Here is a 19,609-nt window from a genome sequence, read left to right as displayed (position 1 = left end):
GTGCTCGAGCGCCTGAGCTGACGGAGGACCCCCTGCCCCCCACCGCTCGCAGGCTCGCGGCGGCCCCCTGCAGGGCCCCACCGCTCGCAGGCTCGCGGCGGGGCCCTGCAGGGGGCCGACCAGCCTCTCGGCGTACCTGTTCTGACTGGATACTGAGGTGAGGGAGACCGTGAGCAGCACCATCGAGGTCCCGGCGGGGACGAGCGGCGCAGGACCCGACGTCGCCGACATCGTGGCACGCACCCGCGAGTTCGTGCGGGAAGCGGTCCTCCCGGTCGAGGACCGTTTCGACGGGGATGTGACCGCCGCGGGTGGGGACGACGTGCGCCGCCGACTCCAGGGGGAGGCGCGGGCACGGGGGCTGCTGGCGCCGCACGCGCCGGGGGAGTACGGCGGACTGGGACTGTCGATGACCCAGCGGGCACGGGTGTTCGAGGCCGCCGGGTACTCGCTGTTCGGGGCGATGGCGATCAACGCCGCGGCCCCGGATGAAGGCAACGTGCACCTGCTGACCCACGTGGCCACCCCCGCGCAACGGGAGCAGTACCTGGCTCCGCTGGCCCGAGGGGACGTGCGCTCGGCGTTCGCGATGACCGAGCCCGCTCCCGGGGCCGGCTCCGACCCCACAGCGCTGGCGACGACGGCGACCCGGGTGCCCGGGGGCTGGGGCATCGACGGCCGGAAGATCTTCATCACCGGCGCCGACGGGGCCGGCTTCTTCATCATCATGGCCCGGACCTCCGGGGTGGCCGGCGACCGAGGGGGAGGGACGATGTTCCTCGCTCCGGCCGGGGCGCCTGGGCTGCGGGTGGGCCGGCACGTCCCGACGATGGACCGGTCGATGGTCGGCGGGCACTGCGAGGTCGAGCTCGACGGGCTGGTCGTGCCGGATGAGGCGGTGCTGGGCGAGGTCGACGAGGGGTTCCGGTACGCGCAGGTGCGGCTCGGGCCGGCCCGGATGACCCACGTCATGCGCTGGCTGGGCGCGGCCGTCCGGGCCCACGAGGTCGCGGTCGAGCACTCCGCCGTCCGCCGTGGGTTCGGCAGCGCGATCGCCGACCTGGGCATGGGGCAGCAGATGATCGCCGACAACGAGATCGACCTGGCCGCCACACGGGCGCTGCTCGACGTGGCGTGCGCGGCCCTGGACGCCGGCTCGCCGGCGGCGCAGGAGACGTCGATCGCCAAGGCATTCGGCGGGGAGGCGATCGGGCGGGTGGTGGACCGCGCGATGCAGCTGTGTGGCGGGCTGGGAGTGTCGGCCGACCTGCCGATCGCCCGCATCGCCCGCGAAGTCCGTCCGTTCCGGGTCTACGACGGCCCGTCGGAGGTGCACCGGTTCGCGATCGCCAAGCGGGCGGTCAAGGCGGCACGGCTGCGGGCGTCGTCGTGACCGGACTGCCCGGCCTGGACCTCGATGCGCTGCACGACTACCTCCTCGCTCGTGGAGTCCGGCCGGCGGGTCCGTTGCAGGGTGAGCTCATCGCCGGTGGTCGATCCAACCTGACCTTCGCGGTGACCGACGGCGCCTCCCGCTGGGTGGTGCGCCGGCCCCCGCTGGCCGGGCTGACCGCATCCGCGCACGACATGGTCAGGGAGCACCGGGTGACCAGCGCGCTGCAGGCCACGCCGGTCCCGGTCGCCCGGCCGGTCGGCCTCTGCGAGGACGAGCGTGTGCTGGGCGCGTCCTTCACCGTGGTCGAGTGGGTCGAGGGCGTCGTGGTCCGGGACCGCGACGACCTGGCGGCGCTGTCCGACGACGACGTGCACCGGACCGCCACGACGCTCATCGACGTGCTCGTGGCACTGCACGCGGTCGACGTCGACGAGGTGGGGCTGGCCGGCTTCGGCCGCCCCGAGGGATTCCTCGCCCGGCAGGTCCGGCTGTGGCGCCGCCAGTGGGAGCAGGTTCGCACCCGGGACCTCCCGGACCTCGAGCGCCTCCACGACCGGCTCGCCGACACCGTTCCGGCCTCATCGGCAGCCACCGTCGTGCACGGTGACTACCGCATCGACAACGCCATCCTCGACCGGACCGACCCGGCCACCGTGCGCGCCGTCGTGGACTGGGAACTGTCCACCCTGGGCGACCCGCTCACCGACGTCGCCCTGATGTGCGTCTACCGCAATCCGGCCCTCGACGTCATCCTGGGGATCCCCGCCGCGTGGACCAGCCCCCGCCTGCCGTCGCCGGCGGCCCTGGCCGAGCACTACGCCCGCGCCTCCGGTCGCGACCTCGGCCACTGGCCGTTCTACCTGGGACTGGCCCACCTCAAGCTCGCCGTCATCGCCGAGGGCATCGCTCACCGGGCCCGCGCCGGCGCCGACGCCGGGCGGGACGCGGCGCGAGCCGCCCAGGCCGTACCCGAACTCGTCACGGCCGGGCTCGAGGCGCTGGAGCGGCGTTGACCGGCACGCTCGCCGCTGCGCCGGGCGACTGGGCGACGCGATCGGGCGCGGGCTGGAGGGTCGCACCGCGGGAGGTCCGGGAGGTCCGTCCCGGCCGACCGGCCCGGCGGCGGACCCTGACCGAGGCCCGGGAGGCGGCCGGGCTGACGATGACGGAACTGGCCCGGGCGTTGCACGTGAGCCGCCCCAACCTGTCACTGTGGGAGAAGGGCCGCCGACGTCCCGCCCGCTGCTCCTGGCCGCGGATCGGTGCGGTCCTGGGCCTGGCTCCTGACGACGTCGCCGCCCTGTTCGCCGACCACCCGCCGGCCCGGCTCGACGGCGAACCGCTGCCCTCCCTCGGCGTCGTCCGTCGGCAGCGCGGCCTGAGCCAGCGTGCGGTTGCGCAGCAGGTCGGAGTGGCCCCCACGACTCTCGCCATGTGGGAGAGCGCCGGCGTCCGGGTCGCGCCCGGGTTGGCCGACCAACTCGCCCGCGTCCTCGACACCGACGTGACCGCGCTGGCGGCTCGACCGGTTGTGGTCGCGGCGGTCGACCCCCGGCCGCTGCGTCGGATCCGGAGGGCGTGCGGGATGTCGCAGCGGGAGGCCGCCGCACACCTGCGCATCGCGCCGGGGACGTTAGCCCGCTACGAGGCGGAGCAACGGCGTCCGCCGGTTGCGGTCGCTCGGCGCATGGCGGCGGTCTACCGGCGGCCCGAGGCCGAGGTGTACGGGTACTGCCGGTTGGAGCCCAGGCGGATCCCACCCGGGGCGACGTGGCAGCCGGAGGACGTACCGGAGGGCATCCGGGCCGCTCGGGTCGCGGCAGGGCTGACGAAGGTCGCGCTGGGCCGCGCCGTGGGCAGGTCCGGACAGGCCGTCCGCAATTGGGAGGTGGGCCGAGCCCGCCCAGGCCCGGCCACCTGCCGGCGGCTGGAGGCCGTCCTCGGGTTCCGCGCCGGGCAGCTGCCGTACTGAGCGACGACGCCCCCGGTCAGGGATTTCGGGTCGTCTTGAGCCGCCGATCCCGCCCGTGCCGGGGCAGTGAGCGACATGGAGAGACAGTCATGAGCACAGCGCTGGTCACCGGGGCCTCCCCGTGGCATCGGTCGTGGCATCGCCCTGGCACTGGCCCGGAAGGGGTACGGCCTCACCATCACCTCCCGCAGGCACGTCGATCTCTCGGCCCTCCTGCCGGAGCTCCGCGCCGCCGGCGCCGTCGAGGTCGTCCCCGTGGCCGCCGACATGGCGGACCGCGACGCGCTGCCGGGACTCGTGGCCGCGCACCGCGAGGCGTTCGGGTCCATGCAGGCGCTGGTGATCAACGCCGGCGTCGGAACCGCCGGCAACATCGCCGACTTCGATCTGCGCCGCCTGGACAAGACGATCGCGGTCAACTTCACGGCCGCAATGACGCTGATCCAGCACTGTCTGCCGTTGCTGCGTCGAGCTGCCGCCGAGGACCCCGTCCACGGAGCGAAGATCGTGGGGCTCTCCTCGATCACCGGCGCCTACGCCGAACCCGGCCTGGCCGTCTACGGGGCGTCCAAGGCGGCCCTGCTCTCCCTCATCGAGACCGTGAACCTCGAGGAGTCGGCGAACGGGGTGACGGCAACTGCCCTCGCGCCTGCCTACGTGGACACCGACATGGCCGCGTGGGTCTCCGACCGGGTTCCGGTGGAGTCGATGATCCCGGTCGACGACGTCGTCCGGGTGGTGTCCATGGTGCTGGAACTGACCTCCAACACAGTGGTGAGTCGGATCGTGCTCGCTCGCTCCGGGACCTCCGGACACCACGCCTGACGTCCCCCGCCGGTGCCGTGCAGCGCGGATCACGCGGCGGCGGTGTCGCTCTCACCCGGGGGTGCGTTTCTCGGGGCTACGGTCAACCCGGCTGATGTCGGGCTCGCATGGCAACGGAGCACCCGGCGGGGGACTGGCGTCGCCCCCCGCCGGAGGTCCCGTTGACCTTCGACGAGACGCACCCACGCAGCGTCTCTGCGGAGCCGCGGACAGCCCCTGACGCACGCGGTCTTACGTCTACAGGCGCGCGACGCTGGTGGTGAACTCCCGGAGGTCGCCACCGCCGCCCGCACCCATGTCGACGGCGAAGGTCACCTGACCGTCCGCTCCCGTGAACATCGCCTGCACCAGGGCCTCATACCGGTGCAGCACCGCTGTCCGCCGCAGCTTCATGCTGCGCGTCAGTTCGCCGTCCTCAGGGCTCAGCGGCTTCGGCAGCAGTCCGACGAGATCGATGCGCTGCGAGGCCGGTTGCTCGGCGTTGAGCTTGCGGATCTCCTCCACCATCAGGCGGGTGACGGTGCTCGACGCGACGAGTCCCTCGTACGTCGCGGGCAGCGTTTCGGTGGCCAGCTGGCGCCGCACCGCCGAGTCGTTGAGCTGGACGAGTGCCGCGATGCGGGAGTCGTCCCCGTGGCCGCCGATGACCAGGAAGTTGGCGATGAACGGACTGCGCATCGCACTGATCTCGAGTGGTTGGGGCGCGAACGTGCGTCCGTCCGGCAGGTGCTGGATGTTGGCCAGTCGGTCCAACACCGTGAGCACACCGCCGTCGATGACTCCGGCGTCACCGCTGCGCAGCCAGCCGTCAGGAGTCATCGAGAGGTGATGGGTGTCGCCCCAGTAGCCGGCGCACCTGGCGCCTCCGCGGGTCTGCAGCTCGCCGTCCTGGATACGGACCTCGATCGGCCCGTCGCCGTAGGCGGTGGGCAGCGGCACACCGACACTCTCGGGAGGATCGTTGTCGCGGGTGGAGGTGATGATGCCGACCTCGGCGAAGCCGTAGACGTTGCGGATCCGAAGTCCGATCTGACGGAAGAAGTCGAACACCTCGGCACTGAGGGACCCGCCCGCGCTGATGCCACCGGTGACGTGCTCGAGGCCGAGCTGGGCGCGGATCTCCGCCTGCCGGCCGGCGATCGCGGCGGGGTCGCCGAGGAGATCGGCCGGCAGGGTCGCGCGCAGCTCCTCCCACTGGCGTGGGCCGAGGAACTTCATGCTCGACCGCGACGAGACGAACTCCTCGGTGGTCGCCGCCGGGGAGGAGATGAAGGCCACGTCGAGCGGCAGAGCGGCCCCCAGGGTCAGGCCGTTGTACTGCTCGACGGAGAACGCCGGCGGCAGGAAGCTGAGGTAACTGTCGTGCGCCCGCGCGCCGTAGGCGTGCGCGTACCGGGCGGCGATGTCGAGCATGTAGCGGTACGAGCCGAGCACTCCCTTCGACACGCCAGTCGTTCCTGACGTGAGGATGATGCAGGCGATGTCGTCGAGGGATCCCGCGTCGATCCGGTCGTCGACGACCCGTGGGTTCCCCGCGAGGAGGTCGACGCCCTGGCGGCGCAGCTCGTCGAGGCTGATGACCCGCGGATCATCGGTCACCGCATCGTCGCCCCACTGGATGATCCGACGGATCCCCAGCTCGTCGGCCACCTCGAGCAGGCGACCGGTCGCTGCGCCCGACCCCGAGAAGGCCACGGCGACGGGATAGGAGGCCAGCGTCGTCAGCATCTCGGCCGTCGACAGCTGCTCGAACAGCGGGAACGCGGTGATGCCGGTGGCCTGGATTGCGTACTCCGTGACGAAGAACTCCGGTGAGTTCCCGCCGATCACGAAGGCGACCTCACCGGGCCGCGCCGGACCGTGCGCGCTCTCCAGTCCGATCAGTCCGGCCGCGACCTCGGTCACCGCGCGATGGACCTCGTGCCAGGGCTGACCGACCCACTCCCCAGCAGCTGATCTGGTCCGGAAGGCCGTCTGCTCCGGCGCCTCGGCGGCGTTGCGCCGGACCAGCTGGGGGATGGTCTGCAGGTCCTGCCCGTCCCCGGTCCCGAACCGCGGGACGGTGAGGTGTGCGTCGAGAGGGAGCGTCGTCGTTGACATCAGGGGTCCTTAGGTGATGGACGTGCACGGGTTGTGAGCTGGGTGCGGAATTTCGGCGAGGGGGTGTGGCATCGGCGCCGACGCGGCCGCCTGACCGCGCCTCAGGGGGCGCCTTCCCGCAGGGCCACGAAGAGGCCCTCCGCGCTGGCTGTCAGGACGCCATCGGGGCCGGTCAGGCGGGCCGAGAGCAAGCGCTTCCGACCGGCTTCCTCGTCGACCGTCGCGTGCAGCTCGTAGGCCACGTCCGGCAGGGTCACGCTGTGGTAGTCGGTCTTCAGGTATGCGGTCCGGCATCGCGTCCGGCGGTTGGTGTTGGCGAGCCGGCCGAGGACCTCGTCGAAGAGGAGCGGGTGCATGCCACCGTGGACGGCGTCGTTGCTGCCGATGTGGGCAGCGCCGAAGACCACCGTCGCCTGGAGTTCGTTCGTGGCCCATCGCGTGACGTGTGCCGGGATCAGGTGAGGATGGCCGCGGCCCGCCAGGTCGTACCTGTTCCCGCTGTACCCGGCGCCGCGGCCGGACCGGTGCCGTTCCAGTGTCGAGCGCAGCCGCGCCAGCCCCGAGGACACCTGTCGCATCTCCTCTGCGGGTGGCGTCGAGGCCGCGAGGGCGTTCATGAACCGTCGGAACTCGGCCACGAGGTCGGCGTACTCCTGGCCTCCCCCGCGGTAGTCGAGGTCATCGATCCACGGGTCGAACCGGACGACGTCGTCGGCCGGGCCGAGCTCCTCGGCGGCATGCCAGATCGCCGGCGCGTCGCTGGTCAACGCTCGCCCTCGCCGGGTGCGTTGGTCGAGGAGAGCGGCGTCGCCGGCGATGTGCTCGGCGAGTTCCACCGGCAGGGCACGCGCGGGGCGTGCCAAGCCCCCTCGAGGAGGTACTCCCAGCCGTCCGGCTGCTTCCTCGCGGCACGGAAGTAGTCGGTCGTGTCGTTCACCGCGTCTCCAGAGTCGTGATCGGGCCGCCGACACGGCGCGCCGCTTGCTGTGGCCGTCAGGCTGCCAGTGACGCGGGACACCTGTCAACGTTTGTGTTGAAGGGCTGTCCCGGCGCCGGGACCGTCGGGTGGACGTCGGTCAACTGAAGTGTTGACAGCCACTCGTCTCCGCACCTACCGTTCGGCGGCATGACGACCGCCACAGACGGGGGAACCGTCGACCTGCCCCTCTACCGGCTCGCGCAGGCGCGGTCCGGCGACAAGGGCGACACCTCCGACATCACCGTCTTCTTCCCTGACGCCGAGCTGTTCCGGTTGTGCGACGAGCAGCTGAGCGCGGATGCGGTGCGGGCCTTCCTCGCTCCTCTGGTGCACGGCGGGGTCGAGCGCTACGTGATCCCCAACGTGTTCGCCTACAAGTTCGTGTGCCACGACGCGCTCGGTGGTGGCGGCTCGAGCAGCCTGCGCAGCGACAACCTCGGCAAGTCCATGGCCTCGGCCCTGCTCCGGATGACGGTGCGGGGCATCCCGGCCGCGCTGGCAGAGTCCAGCCCCCTGTTCGCCGGCCCTCCGAAGAAGGACGCACGATGACGACCTCCCTCCGCCTGGCTGCCGGCCAGGCCTTCTATGGCGACGCCTCCCGGCCGGCGCACCGGACCCTCGAGTCCATGGAGGTCGACTACATGGCCTTCGATGCGCTGGCGGAGCTCACGTTGGCGATCCTGTCGAAGGACCGGGCACGGGACCCCGAGACCGGCTTCGCGCGGGACCTGCCGCCGCTGTTCGCCTCGCTGCTGCCCCTTGCCCGGAAGTCGGGCACGACTCTGCTGAGCAACGGCGGGGGTCTCAACCCGTTGGCCGCTGCCCGTGCCGTGGTCGCCGCGTGCGCCTCGGCCGGATTCGCGGACGCGTCGGCCAACGCCGTCACCGGCGACGACGTGCTGCACAGGCTCGACGAGTGGGACGCGGCTGGTGTCGACCTCTCCGATCGCGACACCGGGCAGCAGTACCGCGACCTCCCGACCAAGCCGTTGTTCGCCAACGTCTATCTGGGGGCCGCCCCGCAGGTGGAGGCGCTGGCCGAACCGAGTGACTTCGTCATCACCGGGCGGGCCACCGACACGTCGCTGTACCTGTCTCCCTTGATCGCCAAGGGCATCGTCGACCCGGGAAACCCGGACTCGGTGGCCCGCGGCATCGTGGTCGGTCACCTGCTGGAGTGCGGCGGCCAGGCTTCGGGTGGCAACTTCGGCGGTGACTGGTGGAACGTGCCGAACCTCGAGGACATCGGCTATCCGGTCGCCGACGTCAGCCGCGACCGCATCGTCGTCAGCAAGCCGCCGACGACAGGGGGTCGCGTGAGCCGGGCGACGCTGCAGGAGCAGCTGTACTACGAGATCCACGATCCCGCCACCTATCTCACGCCCGACGTGACGGCCGACTTCTCCGACGTCGATCTGGTGGATGTCGGTCCGGACCAGGTCGAGGTCACCGGGGTGCGGGGCCGTCCTGCGCCGTCGACGCTGAAGATGATGGCCGGCCTGGCCGACGGCTACATGGCGTCGGTGTCGCTCCCGTTCGCCTTTCCCCACGCACTGGACAAGGCCGAGCGTGCGGCCGACATCTTGCTCAAGCAGCTCGCGATCGAGCAGATCCCGGTCCGGGAGTCCCACGTCGAGTTCGTCGGTGTCAACTCGCTGCACGGCGGTGTCGCCACGGCGCCGACGGCCGACCTCAACGAGGTGGTCATGCGCGTCGCCATCCGCACCGACGACCGTGCCGCGGCTCAGGCCTTCACCAAGCTGTTGCCGCCGCTGGCCATCAACAGCTTCCCGTTCGTCGGCGGGCTGCGCGGCGGCTCGGTGGTGAGCCAGGTGCTGAGGGAGTGGAGCGTTCTCGTGCCGCGCGAGCTGGTCGAGCCGGACGTGCGAGTGACGCGGGTCGTCCATGAGTGAGCCCCTGGTTCGGACCGAGCAACGCGGCGACGTCCACGTCATCTGGCTCAACGAGCCCGAGCGCAAGAATCCGCTCAGCGACCCGATGATCGAGGCCCTCTCCGCGGCTCTGCGGTCGCCGGCCGCCCGGACAGCCTCCGCCGTCGTGCTCCGCGGCGCGGGCCGGACCTTCAGCGCCGGAGGAGACATCCGGCAGTTCCACGAGTCCCTCACCACCGACGCCGCTGAGCAGTTCGAGGCGACGGCGTCCTTCCGTCAGCTGTTCCTCGACCTCGAGGACCTGCCAGGGGTGACGCTCGCCGCGGTCGAGGGCGGCGCCTACGGCGGAGGGTGCGGGCTGACCGCGGCGTGCGACATCGCGGTCGCGTCCAGCACGGCGACCTTCGCCTGTCCCGAGATCCGGTTGGGTGCCTTCCCGATGGTGATCGCGCCTGCGCTGGTGCGTGCCATCGGTGCGCGGAACACGATGGCCCTCTCGGTCTCGGGCGAGAAGATCGATGCCGTCCGGGCCCGCGAGCTGGGACTGGTGGCCGAGGTCGTCGACGAGTCGGACTTCGACTCGTTCCTCTCCGCCTACCTCGACCGCCTGCTCCAGGTTCCTGCACACGTGCTGCACCTGGGGAAGATGGCCGTCCGGGCAGGGGGAGTGGAGGACTACCGCGTCGGCCTGGAGTCCGGCTCGATACTGCGCTCCCTCCTGTTCTCGTCGGTCTCGTTTCACGACGGCGTAAACGCGTTCGTGCAGCGGGCCCGGAGGTAGGGCGTCGGTGGAGAACTACTCGGCGCTGCTCGAGCGGATCGCTGCTCAGCCGGCCGGCCGGCCGGTGGTGGTGGAACCGTACGTCGGGGACGTCCTGGGGGCGCTCGCGGCCGTGGGGGACTGGGCGCACGTCAGCCCCGTCCTCGTCGGTGACAAGGCCCGGATCGAGGAGCAGTTGGATGTCTCGACCCTGGATGCCGGCCGCGTCCAGGTGGTTCACGCGGACTCGTCCGCGGCCGCCGCCTCGGAGGCCGCTGCCCGGGTGGCCGGCGGCGAGGCGGACTACGTGGTCAAGGGCTCGATCGCGTCCGCGGACCTGCTCAAGGGACTGCTCGGACGTGAACGGCTCGGCACCGGGCGCGTGGCGAGCCACCTCTACGTCATCGAGGCCCCGGCCTACGCCGGGAAGACGGTGGCCTTCGCTGACGCGGGCGTCAACATCACGCCGGACCTCGCCACAAAGGCCGACATCGTCCGGAACTCCGCCGAGGCGCTGCGCGCGTTGGGCACCGGTAGACCTCGGCTCGCCGTCCTGAGCGCGGTCGAACTCGTCAAGCCCGGTCTGCCGAGCAGCGTGGACGCCGCCCTCCTGACAGTGATGGCTCGGCGAGGACAACTCGGTGACGTGGAGGTCGACGGGCCGCTGTCTCTCGACGCTGCCCTCTCGGTCGAGGCGGCCGGCAACAAGTCCCTCGGAGGCCTCGTGGCCGGCCACGCGGACATCCTCCTGGCTCCGAACATCGACGCCGCCAACATGGCCAGCAAGGCGATCATCGGCGCGACGGGGCGCGCCATGGGTGTCGTGCTGGGGGCCAGGGTGCCGATCGCGCTGCCAAGCCGCGGGGATTCCCTGCAGACCAGGGTGGACAGCCTGCTCCTGGCGTCCTATCTGGCTTCCCGCCGGACGACGGCGCGCTCGTGAGCCGATCAGGGCCGACGTCGGATACGCACCCGTGCCTGCTCGCCAGGCCGGGGCAAGTCGGTTGTCCATGAGGACCGTCCTGTGCGCCGAGGGGCTGGTCGAGCCGTCGGAGGGGATCCGTCGATACCTGGAACTCTGGCCGCCCGCCGCAGAAGATCCGGTGCGGCTGCTCCTCGGGGTGCGGCGCACACCGCTGCCCACGGACGTGAGTGGTCGGCCGCATGTAGAGGTCAGGACCTTCATGCCGGGCCGCGGGCTGCGGGACGTACCCAGTCTGGCCTACGAGCGGCAGTCCTACTTCCAGATCTGCCGGTCCTTGCTCGACGGAGGTCTCCGCCTCGACGCGCTGATCGCCGTCGGCAGCGAGCCGACATCCTCGGGGGCCCACTCGCTGGGCGTCATCAACGGCTACCTCCAGCTCGCCGGGGACGTGGCGAGGGTGCTCGTCCTGGAGGAGATGAGCGATCTTCCGCTCGTGCGCGGAGCGGCCACGGTCCGCTCGCCCGACGTCGTGGTGCCTGCGCCGGCCGTGTCGGGTTTCCGCGGGTTGTCCACGGAGCCCGATGAGGTGAGCCGCCGGATCGCCGCGCACGTCGCGAGCCTGATTCCTCCGCGGGGCACGCTCTCCCTCGGGGTGGGGAAGGTGGCGGACGCACTCGCCGACGAGTGCCGGCACATGCGGGGTCTGCGCCTGGTGTCGGGCGCCCTCGCCGACAGCGCCTGCCGGCTCGCCGAGGCGGGTGTGCTGGATGCCTCCGCCGACGTGGTCGGCATGTCGGTGATCGGACCACGCGAGGTGACCGACTGGGCGGCGAGGGATCGCCGGGTGCGCCTCCTGCCGTCCACGACGATCCACGACCCGTCGTGGTTGTCCGGTCACGAGCGACTGATCTCCGTGCTCGGCGCCCTCAACATCGACGGCGCAGGCAACGTCAACGCCGAGCGGGTGGCCGGACGGCAGGTCTCCGGCCTCGGCGGAGCCCCGGACTTCGCGGCAGGCGCTTCCGCCAGTCCGGGCGGGCTGTGTGTGGTTGCGCTGCCCTCGACCAGCCCGTCCGGAAGCTCCGCTCTGGTCGACCGCCTGGATGCGGTGAGTCTGGTGTCGCAGCACGTCGGGGCGGTCGTCACCGAGCACGGTGTGGCCGTGAAGGGCGAGTCGCTGCGCCGCTGGCGGTCGGATCTGGAACGCATCTTCTGACTCGAGAGCCAAGCCGGGATGGGGGACCGGCCTCTCCGCCCGAGAACGCCATCGAGGCGGACACGCGGTCGTCGGTCAACGCCGGCCGCGAGCGGAGCGGACGATGGATACGGCACCGACCTCCGGGCACGACCCCGCCGTGCCCGGCCCCAGGCGGGGGGTGGGTGTTCCCCGGCCGGCGCTTCGGCCACCGGGCGACCGCGGCGCGGCGGTCAGGCACGACGGCGGAGGAGAAGGCATGAGCACGCTCGGACTGCGAGTCGACCAGGTGCTGACGACGACCCGCGCGGTCCGCAAGCGGCTCGACCTGGATCGGCCCGTCGAGCCGGAGGTGATCCGGGACTGCCTGGAGATCGCCCTGCAGGCACCCAGCGGCAGCAACAACCAGTCCTGGCACTTCGTGGTGGTGATGGACGAGGACCGCCGCGCGGAGGTCGCGGCGGTCTACCGCAAGGCGTTCGCCGACTACGAGGCCGGCCCGCTGAACCCGGCGCGGATGCCCGCCGACGACGCCGGCCGGCACGCGGCGCAGCAGAGGGTGTTCCGCTCAGCGGCCTACCTGGCGCAGCACCTGCACCGCGTCCCCTGCCTGCTCATCCCGGTCGCCACCGGCCGGGTCGAGCGGCTGAGATCTGCGCACCGGCAGGCCAACTACTGGGCCGGGATCATCCCGGCCGCTTGGAGCTTCATGCTCGCGGCCCGCGAACGCGGCCTCGGCTCGTCGTGGACCACGACGCACCTGCGGTACGAGCAGGAGGTCGCCGACATCCTCGGCATCCCCTTCGCCGAGTGCACGCAGGCAGCCCTCGTCCCGGTTGCCTACACGCTCGGCACGGACTTCCGGCCTGGGCCACGGCAGCCGCTCGACCAGGTCCTGCACGTCGACCGCTGGTGATCGGCTCACCCGGCTGCCACGTCGGCACCCGGCGAGCTGCCCAGGGCCCACGCCTCTTGATCGTCAACACTGGTGTTGACAGAGAATTCCGTCAACACCTACGCTGACGCTATGGTGAACGAGCCTCTGAGTGGGTCCCTCCGCATCGCAGACCAGGCAGCGGGCGCCGAGGCGTCCGGCCGAGCCGAGCCGGAGTACCAGTTCGTGATCATCGGTGCGGGTGTGTGTGGCATGTACCAGCTGTACCGATTGCTCGAGATGGGCGTGAAGGTGACGGTCCTCGAGCTGAACGGCGACGTGGGCGGCACCTGGTTCCGCAACCGCTATCCCGGATGCCGGTTCGACTCGGAGTCCTTCACCTACGGCTACTCGTTCTCACCGGAGTTGCTGAAGGAGTGGAACTGGTCGGAGCGATTTGCGGCCCGACCGGAGACCTTGCGGTACCTCAACCACGTCGCGGACAAGTTCAACCTTCGTGAGCACATCCAGTTCAACACGAAGGTGGTCGGTGCGACGTGGGACGAGGACCACCTGCAGTGGCGTGTGCGGACCGAAGACGGTCGGGAGATCACCACGCGGTTCCTGATGACCGCCATGGGGATGCTGTCCGTGCCGACCAGCCCGCGGCTGCCCGGCCTGGAGACCTTCCAGGGGAGGGCCCTCCACACTTTCGACTGGCCGGAGGACCTGAACGTGTCCGGCAAGCGGGTCGCCGTCATCGGCACCGGTTCGACCGGGGTGCAGGTGATCTCCACGATCGCCGACCAGGTCGAGCAGCTCACGGTGTTCCAGCTCGATCCCAACTGGTGCGCACCCCTGCACAACGGCCCCATCGGCGCCGAAGAGATGGCGCAGATCAAGGACTCCTACGACGAGATCTTCCGGCGCTGCTTCGAATCCCCCAACGGGTTCATCCATCGCCCGGATCGACGGCACACGACGGACGTCACTCGTGAGGAGCGACTCGCCCGGTGGGAAGAGCTCTACAACTCACCCGGCTTCGGCATCTGGCTGGGCAATTTCCGGGACACCCTGATGGACGAAGCCGCCAACGCGGAACTGACGGAGTTCATCGCCGGCAAGATCCGCGAGCGGGTGAAGGACCCTGTCGTCGCGGAGAAGCTGATCCCGAAGGACCACGGCTTCGGGACCAAGCGCGTTCCGCTGGAAACCAGGTACTACGAGGCCTACAACAGGTCGAACGTAGAGTTGGTGGACCTCAACGAGACGCCGATCCGAGAGGTCACGCCCACCGGCATCCGCATCGGCGACGGCGAGAACACCCGCGACATCGACGTCGACATCATCGTCTTCGGCACCGGCTTCGATGCGGTCACCGGCGCCTTCGACCGGATCGACTTCGTCGGCGAGAACGGCGTCCGACTGCGGGACAAGTGGGCTGCCGGACCCGATACCGCCTTCGGCGTGCAGACCACGGCCTTTCCGAACCTCTTGATGCTCGTCGGCCCGCAGTCCGGGTCGGTGGGCGCCAACTTCCCGCGGGCCATCGAGGACATCGTCAACTGGATGACACCCTTCGTCTCGTACCTGCTGGAGCACGACATCGTGAGGGTCGCGGTGACCCCTGAAGCAGAGCAGGCCTGGCTCGACCATGTCGCGGAGGTCAACGACAAGGTCCTGATGAGTAAGGCCAAGTCGTGGTTCACCGGGTTCAACCGCAACATCGCCCGGGACGACAAGCCTCGCATGCTGGTCTACACGGGTGGTGCCGTGCGCTACCGCCGCCTCGTCGCTGAAGAAGCAGCCAACGGCTATCCGAGCTTCACGATGACGCCGGCACCTCAGCGGGTTCCCTGATCCTGACGTGACCCCGTCCGGCGGACACCGAGGTGTCCGCCGGACGGGGTCAGTTCGCCGGCGGCGCCCCAGGCGACGTCGGCCTTCGCGGCCGGGGTGCGGCGATCATCGGCGCCGCGATCGCCGCACTGATCGTGGCGATCAACCCGCTGAGGTTCGCGACCTCGATGGAGTCGTGGACGGCGCACTGCTCGGCGCTGCCGCGGTCTCCCGGGTGTCCTCATCGAGGTCGATGTAGGTGACCCGGTCGGCGCCAGGCTGACCCACGGCGCCGCCGCGGCCGGCCCGGTCGCAAAAGCGGCTGCATCGCTGTCGAGTTGGCAGGTGGGACCGAAGGTGAACGCTCACGCCACCGTGCCCTCGATCGAGTCGCACCAGGAGTCATCCCGGCCACCCGCTCCAGCGCCGCCGCCTCGACCGCGCCGCTGACTCCGGCTTCGCCTGGAGCAGAGCGTCCTGTCGAACAGTCCACCGAGCCGGCAGGCCTCGCGAGCGAGAGCGCCCGGGGCCGGGCGCTCGGCCGACATCAGGCTGAGCAGTGGTCGTCAGGACGTCGGGGACAAGCCATCGAGGACCATCTGCGCGAAGCCCTCGGCGATCTCCTCGGCAGTGCTCCTGCCCGCGGGGTCGAACCACCGGTGACCCCAGCTGACCATGCCGATGACGCCGTGCGCGACGATCCCTGCAGACAGGGGCGACGACAGCGAGCCGTCGCGGAATCCCTCCGCGACGATGTCGCGCACAGCGGCGTAGTACTGATCGCCCACTGTGGAGAGTTCCGCCCGCCAGCTCTGCGTCTCTGCGACCTTGGCCGAGCTGCGGCCCTGTCGCCGGGTCGGTCCCTGGCGTCCGAAGTCCTCGGCGAGGTAGATGAAGAGGTGCGGGTAGTGCTCCGCATAACTCCTCATCAGGCGCCGGATCATCTCAGCGAGCTTCTCCGCGCCCGTCCCAGCTCCTGACAGGACGGCCTGCACCTGCTCGAGGTTCCTGCGAACGACACTCTCCACGACGGTGCGGTAGAGCTCTTCCTTGGAGCCGACGTAGTAGTAGAGGCTGGCTCGATCGAGGCCCGCGCGACGGGCGATGTCGATCAAGGACGCCCCGTCCAGCCCTTGCTCGCGAAAGGTCTCAGCCGCGGCCTTCATCAGCGCTTCCCGACGCTCCTGGTAGACCGCGCTCTGCTCCTGGGCCGCGAGTTCACGGCGGCGGCCGATGTCGCTCGTCATGAAGCCCTGCACTCTCCTGGCGTGATGACGGATGGGCGCGTGACGAGCCCAGCACAAGTGTTGACGCGGTCACGCTACATGACGGTGAGGCGCCGCCAGCCTCTCGTCAACATTTATGTTGACAGACCGTCGCGCCGCCGTGAGGATGGTCCAGAGCGACGACGCCCGGTAGAGGGATGGAAGAGGAAGCTTCATGAGTGCGGACCTGATGAGCGAGGTCTCCGGAAGAGGAGCCTTGGCCAACATCGACGGGGCGGCCATCAAGCGAGCCATGGCTGCCGTGAGCACGTTCGAGGTGCGCAGCCTGGGCCTTCCCATCCGCAATGGCGAGGGGCCGGTGGGGCCCCGACGTCAGCCGCCACAGCACTTCATGGTCCGAGACGGTGGAGATGCGGCGGTGGCGCCCGCTCGGCACGGCTTCTCGTTCAGTGACGACGTCCTGCTGATCCCGACCCATGGGACGACCCACATGGACGCGCTCTGCCATGTGTGGCAGGACGGCACGATGTACGGCGGCATCCCCGCCGATCTGGTGACCAGCCGGGGAGCGAAACGGCTCGGCATCGAGGAGGCGGGCCCGGTTGTGACGCGCGTCCTCATCGTCGACGCCGTGCCGGGGGGGCGCCCGTGGCTCGACGTGGCGGAACCGGTCTCGGTGGATCACGTCCGCTCGCTGCTGGATGCCGCCGGGCTCGCGCCGGAACGAGGCGATGCGCTGTTCCTGCGGACCGGCTGGGTCGACGCTTGGGCGGCCGGTGCGCAGAACCAGCTGGGGTGGGGTGGCCTGGACGTCGACGCGGTCGACTGGGTGCTCGAGAGCGGATTCTCGATCATCGGGGCCGACAACATCGGCGTGGAGATGGCGCCGGCGAGCGACCCGACGTGCGCCGTCCCGCTGCATGTCAGGCTGCTGCGCGACCACGGCGTCTACTTCGTGGAGCTGCTGGATCTGGCCGGCTTCGAGGGCGCGGCCGTGGCGGGGATGTTGACTCTCGGTCCCCTGAACATCGTCGGGGCGACCGCGAGTCCGTTGGCGCCCGTGGTGGTGTTCTGACGTGGTCACCGCGGTCGTCGCGGGCCTGGGCGAGGTCCACCCCCAGCGGAGGTCGGGACGTCGGGCGCAGTCGATGCTGCTCGAGGCGATCGACGCCGCGATCACCGACGCGGGCATCGGCCGGAGTGACATCGATGGCGTCATCACCGAGGCGATGCTCACGCCACCGGTCCTCCCGGTCGACAAGCTGGCTCCCGCTCTAGGGCTGGACTCCCTGCGGTACCAGGGGCTGTCGAGTCCCGTGGGCGCGGGCATCCTGCTCGCGGTGGCCCAGGCGCATGCCGTCGTCGAGGCGGGGCTCGCTCGCCACGTGTTGACCTACTTCGGAGTCGATTGGGGCACGCACGGATCCGGGCCGGCCGGCATCCACGGCGCCATGGATGCCAAGCGGGAGGTGGAGTACCCGGTCGGCTTCAGTGGGCCACCGCTGTACTTCGCGACGATGGCGACCCGGTACGCGCACCAGTACGGCCTCCAACCCGCTGAGCTCGAGGAGTTGCTGTGCCAGATCGCCGTCTCTGCCCGCCGTAACGCCCAGCGGCACTGCTCGGCTCAGGCGCGCGACGACCTGGGGTCCGACGCATACCGCGCGCAGCCGTATGTCGCTCAACCACTGCGCCGGGCGGACATCTCGCTGCTCAGCGACGGTGCCGTGGCGATGGTCGTCTCGGCCGACAGTGCCGTGCCGGGGGAGAAGGCCGTGGTCACACTTGCCGGCTGGGGGCACGCCGTCCAGCCGTTGCCCGACGAGGCGTTCTACACCCAGAGTCGCGAACTGCCTCGTCTGCCCGCCACGGCGGCGGCAGCCACCCAGGTGGCTGACCGGGCCGGCCAGGAGGTCTCGTCCGCAGACATGTTCGAGTTGTACGACTGTTTCAGCGTGGCCACAGCGGTCCAGCTGGAGGCGCTGGGCATCACCGGACCCGGGAGCACCCTCGAGGGGATCGCCGGTGGACAGCTCGAGGTCGGCGGCACGCTGCCGACCAACACGCACGGCGGGCTGCTCTCTCACGGCTACCTCCTCGGGGCCGGTCACGTGACCGAGGCGGTGCGGCAGCTGCGGCACGAGGCCCTTGGCAACCAGGTCGCGGACGCGGCCACGGCGTTCGTGGGCGCGGGGCCCGGCCGCCAGTACACCGGCCTGCTCTTCCGGAGGACCGATGTCTGAGGGGCTGCTGACCGATGTCTCGGACGGCCAGGTGTACAGCGGGTGGCGCCGCAGCCTGGGCGATGGACTGATCCGCATCACGCGGTGCCACCGGTGTCGGCGATGGCAGTGGTACCCACTCGCGGCCTGTCCCGCCTGCGGTGGCCAGACGTGGGAATGGGACGACGTGGGGACGTCCGGGGTCGTGCACTCCTGGACCCGCGTGGTGCGACCGACCGTCGCCCGACCAGGGCTGGAACCTCCCTACGTCCTGGCGCTGGTGGAGCTCCCGCAGGCCGACGGTGCTCGCCTCGTGGCGCTCTCCGCCGTGACGGATGAGGACCCCCGCATCGGCGAGGAGGCCCGTCTCGAGGTCCGGCGAGCCGGGGCCGAGCCGGTGCTGTTCTTCCACCAGCCGCCATCGGCACGGGGAGCGTCCGGATGACCGACCGTCCGCCCGGCAGCGGTCTCGCCGATGCCCCCACGGAGGTCGTCACCGGGGTGGCGGCGAACATGGACCGGATCGGCGTGGTGGGCTGCGGCCTCATGGGGGCCGGCATCGCCGAGGTCTGCGCTCGAGCAGGCCTGGACGTGACCGTGGTCGAGGCGAGTCCGTCGGCCGTGGACGCGGGGCGCCGTCGGTTGGAGAGCTCCGTGCGGCGCGCGCAGCAGCGGGGCAAGGTCGCCGATGCCGATGCAGTGCTCAGCCGCGTGCGGGTCGTGCACGACCTCGACCGGCTCGCTGACCGGCACCTGGTCGTCGAGGCGGTCGTGGAGGATGCAGACGTCAAGACGGAGCTCTTCGGTCGGTTGGACGAGATCGTCGCCCATCCGGAGGCCGTCCTGGCATCCAACACGTCATCCATCCCGATCATGAAGCTGGCGGTCGCCACCTCGCGGCCGCAAGCCGTGCTCGGAGTGCACTTCTTCAACCCGGCACCCGTCCTGTCCCTCGTCGAGCTGGTGCCGAGCCTGCTCACCGACCCCGACACCACTGCGCGCGTCCGGGCCTTCGTCGCGGACACCCTGGGCAAGCACCCGATCCAGTGTCAGGACCGGGCGGGGTTCGTCGTCAATGCGCTGCTGATTCCGTTCCTGCTCTCGGCTGTCCGGATGGTCGAGTCGGGGTTCGCGACCGCCGAGGACATCGACCAGGGCCTGGTGCGCGGTGCCGCCCACCCACAGGGACCGCTGGCGCTGGCCGACCTGATCGGGCTCGACACGACCAAGGCGGTGGCCGAGTCGTTGTACGAGGAGTTCAAGGAGCCCTCGTTCGCGCCGCCTCCACTCCTCAATCGCATGGTGGAGGCGGGCCTGCTGGGGCGGAAGACCGGCCGGGGGTTCCACAGCTACAGCTGAGCCACGCTGCCCAGCGCCACCACTCCGCGGGCCCTGCTGACTCGG

Annotated in this window: 19 protein-coding genes; 15 read left to right on the top strand and 4 right to left on the bottom strand. The window is 70.8% G+C overall.

The genetic code is table 11. The annotated features are described in order from the left end of the window. Positions 1–169: 169 nt before the first annotated feature. The 4 genes from MY520_RS21945 (at position 170) to MY520_RS21930 (ending at position 4,193) form a co-directional block, all read left to right on the top strand. Positions 170–1,393, top strand: a complete 1,224-nt coding sequence (locus MY520_RS21945) for an acyl-CoA dehydrogenase family protein (protein ID WP_436694693.1) — start codon at positions 170–172, stop codon at positions 1,391–1,393. After that, positions 1,390–2,409, top strand: coding sequence for a phosphotransferase family protein (locus MY520_RS21940; RefSeq protein ID WP_436694692.1), 1,020 nt, complete (start codon positions 1,390–1,392; stop codon positions 2,407–2,409). Before MY520_RS21945 ends, MY520_RS21940 begins: the two co-directional genes overlap by 4 nt. Continuing rightward, positions 2,406–3,368, top strand: a complete 963-nt coding sequence (locus MY520_RS21935) for a helix-turn-helix domain-containing protein (RefSeq protein ID WP_436694691.1) — start codon at positions 2,406–2,408, stop codon at positions 3,366–3,368. Before MY520_RS21940 ends, MY520_RS21935 begins: the two co-directional genes overlap by 4 nt. Positions 3,369–3,494: 126 nt before the next feature. Then, a complete protein-coding gene (locus MY520_RS21930; protein WP_436694695.1) occupies positions 3,495–4,193 on the top strand; it encodes an SDR family NAD(P)-dependent oxidoreductase in 699 nt (232 codons plus the stop codon). 237 nt (positions 4,194–4,430) lie between these two features. On the opposite strand, the gene MY520_RS21925 is transcribed toward MY520_RS21930, so the two are convergent. The 3 genes from MY520_RS21925 to MY520_RS21915 form a co-directional block, all read right to left on the bottom strand. Continuing rightward, positions 4,431–6,293 (bottom strand): AMP-binding protein, encoded by a 1,863-nt coding sequence (locus MY520_RS21925; protein WP_436694690.1) that lies wholly within the window; start codon positions 6,291–6,293, stop codon positions 4,431–4,433. 101 nt (positions 6,294–6,394) lie between these two features. Further along, a complete protein-coding gene (locus tag MY520_RS21920; protein ID WP_436694689.1) occupies positions 6,395–7,060 on the bottom strand; it encodes a PaaI family thioesterase in 666 nt (221 codons plus the stop codon). Continuing rightward, complete coding sequence (locus tag MY520_RS21915) at positions 7,057–7,230, bottom strand: hypothetical protein (protein ID WP_436694688.1); 174 nt, start codon at positions 7,228–7,230, stop codon at positions 7,057–7,059. The genes MY520_RS21920 and MY520_RS21915 overlap by 4 nt, the downstream gene beginning before the upstream one ends. A gap of 189 nt (positions 7,231–7,419) precedes the next feature. Between MY520_RS21915 and MY520_RS21910 the strand changes: the two genes are divergently transcribed. The 7 genes from MY520_RS21910 (at position 7,420) to MY520_RS21880 (ending at position 14,778) form a co-directional block, all read left to right on the top strand. Beyond that, entirely contained in the window at positions 7,420–7,821 is a 402-nt protein-coding gene (locus tag MY520_RS21910) for an AtuA-related protein (protein ID WP_436694687.1), read from the top strand. Next, on the top strand, positions 7,818–9,185 hold the full coding sequence (locus MY520_RS21905) for an acyclic terpene utilization AtuA family protein (protein ID WP_436694686.1): 1,368 nt from the start codon (positions 7,818–7,820) through the stop codon (positions 9,183–9,185). Before MY520_RS21910 ends, MY520_RS21905 begins: the two co-directional genes overlap by 4 nt. Further along, positions 9,178–9,945, top strand: a complete 768-nt coding sequence (locus MY520_RS21900) for an enoyl-CoA hydratase/isomerase family protein (protein WP_436694685.1) — start codon at positions 9,178–9,180, stop codon at positions 9,943–9,945. The genes MY520_RS21905 and MY520_RS21900 overlap by 8 nt, the downstream gene beginning before the upstream one ends. A 112-nt stretch (positions 9,946–10,057) precedes the next feature. Then, positions 10,058–10,867, top strand: a complete 810-nt coding sequence (locus MY520_RS21895) for a phosphate acyltransferase (RefSeq protein WP_436694684.1) — start codon at positions 10,058–10,060, stop codon at positions 10,865–10,867. A gap of 439 nt (positions 10,868–11,306) precedes the next feature. Continuing rightward, the gene (locus tag MY520_RS21890; protein WP_436694683.1) at positions 11,307–12,065 is read left to right on the top strand and encodes an acetyl-CoA hydrolase/transferase C-terminal domain-containing protein; all 759 of its coding nucleotides are present in this window, start codon (positions 11,307–11,309) and stop codon (positions 12,063–12,065) included. A 238-nt stretch (positions 12,066–12,303) separates the two neighbouring features. Next, positions 12,304–12,960 carry a nitroreductase family protein gene (locus tag MY520_RS21885; RefSeq protein WP_436694682.1) on the top strand — a complete coding sequence of 219 codons (657 nt, stop codon included), beginning with the start codon at positions 12,304–12,306 and terminating at the stop codon, positions 12,958–12,960. A 111-nt stretch (positions 12,961–13,071) separates the two neighbouring features. Continuing rightward, positions 13,072–14,778 (top strand): flavin-containing monooxygenase, encoded by a 1,707-nt coding sequence (locus MY520_RS21880; RefSeq protein WP_436694681.1) that lies wholly within the window; start codon positions 13,072–13,074, stop codon positions 14,776–14,778. Between the two features lie 545 nt (positions 14,779–15,323). Here the strand turns inward: MY520_RS21880 and MY520_RS21875 are convergent. Beyond that, complete coding sequence (locus MY520_RS21875; protein WP_436694680.1) at positions 15,324–16,004, bottom strand: TetR family transcriptional regulator; 681 nt, start codon at positions 16,002–16,004, stop codon at positions 15,324–15,326. 193 nt (positions 16,005–16,197) lie between these two features. Here MY520_RS21875 and MY520_RS21870 point away from each other — a divergent pair, with 193 nt between their 5' ends. From MY520_RS21870 to MY520_RS21855, 4 genes are all read left to right on the top strand, one after another. Next, positions 16,198–17,058: a cyclase family protein gene (locus tag MY520_RS21870; protein WP_436694679.1), complete on the top strand. Its 861-nt coding sequence runs from the start codon at positions 16,198–16,200 to the stop codon at positions 17,056–17,058. A 73-nt stretch (positions 17,059–17,131) separates the two neighbouring features. Further along, positions 17,132–18,226 carry a thiolase family protein gene (locus MY520_RS21865; protein ID WP_436694678.1) on the top strand — a complete coding sequence of 365 codons (1,095 nt, stop codon included), beginning with the start codon at positions 17,132–17,134 and terminating at the stop codon, positions 18,224–18,226. Further along, the gene (locus MY520_RS21860; RefSeq protein WP_436694677.1) at positions 18,219–18,650 is read left to right on the top strand and encodes a Zn-ribbon domain-containing OB-fold protein; all 432 of its coding nucleotides are present in this window, start codon (positions 18,219–18,221) and stop codon (positions 18,648–18,650) included. The genes MY520_RS21865 and MY520_RS21860 overlap by 8 nt, the downstream gene beginning before the upstream one ends. Continuing rightward, positions 18,647–19,564 (top strand): 3-hydroxybutyryl-CoA dehydrogenase, encoded by a 918-nt coding sequence (locus MY520_RS21855; RefSeq protein WP_436694676.1) that lies wholly within the window; start codon positions 18,647–18,649, stop codon positions 19,562–19,564. Before MY520_RS21860 ends, MY520_RS21855 begins: the two co-directional genes overlap by 4 nt. Positions 19,565–19,609 lie beyond the last annotated feature (45 nt).

This window comes from Geodermatophilus sp. CPCC 205506, from assembly GCF_051383635.1.
Taxonomy (GTDB): domain Bacteria; phylum Actinomycetota; class Actinomycetes; order Mycobacteriales; family Geodermatophilaceae; genus Geodermatophilus.
Note: the sequence above shows the minus strand (reverse complement) of the source record. Positions and strands in the feature narration are given on the sequence as shown.

Excerpts from the sequence above, each read along its gene's own strand:
- MY520_RS21855 (WP_436694676.1), top strand. The coding sequence starts at position 18,647 with ATGACCGACCGTCCGCCCGGCAGCGGTCTCGCCGATGCCCCCACGGAG.
- MY520_RS21870 (WP_436694679.1), top strand. The coding sequence starts at position 16,198 with ATGAGTGCGGACCTGATGAGCGAGGTCTCCGGAAGAGGAGCCTTGGCC.
- MY520_RS21885 (WP_436694682.1), top strand. The coding sequence starts at position 12,304 with ATGAGCACGCTCGGACTGCGAGTCGACCAGGTGCTGACGACGACCCGC.
- MY520_RS21900 (WP_436694685.1), top strand. The coding sequence starts at position 9,178 with ATGAGTGAGCCCCTGGTTCGGACCGAGCAACGCGGCGACGTCCACGTC.
- MY520_RS21865 (WP_436694678.1), top strand. The coding sequence starts at position 17,132 with ATGCTGCTCGAGGCGATCGACGCCGCGATCACCGACGCGGGCATCGGC.
- MY520_RS21925 (WP_436694690.1), bottom strand. The coding sequence starts at position 6,293 with ATGTCAACGACGACGCTCCCTCTCGACGCACACCTCACCGTCCCGCGG.
- MY520_RS21875 (WP_436694680.1), bottom strand. The coding sequence starts at position 16,004 with ATGACGAGCGACATCGGCCGCCGCCGTGAACTCGCGGCCCAGGAGCAG.
- MY520_RS21910 (WP_436694687.1), top strand. The coding sequence starts at position 7,420 with ATGACGACCGCCACAGACGGGGGAACCGTCGACCTGCCCCTCTACCGG.
- MY520_RS21905 (WP_436694686.1), top strand. The coding sequence starts at position 7,818 with ATGACGACCTCCCTCCGCCTGGCTGCCGGCCAGGCCTTCTATGGCGAC.
- MY520_RS21880 (WP_436694681.1), top strand. The coding sequence starts at position 13,072 with ATGGTGAACGAGCCTCTGAGTGGGTCCCTCCGCATCGCAGACCAGGCA.
- MY520_RS21860 (WP_436694677.1), top strand. The coding sequence starts at position 18,219 with ATGTCTGAGGGGCTGCTGACCGATGTCTCGGACGGCCAGGTGTACAGC.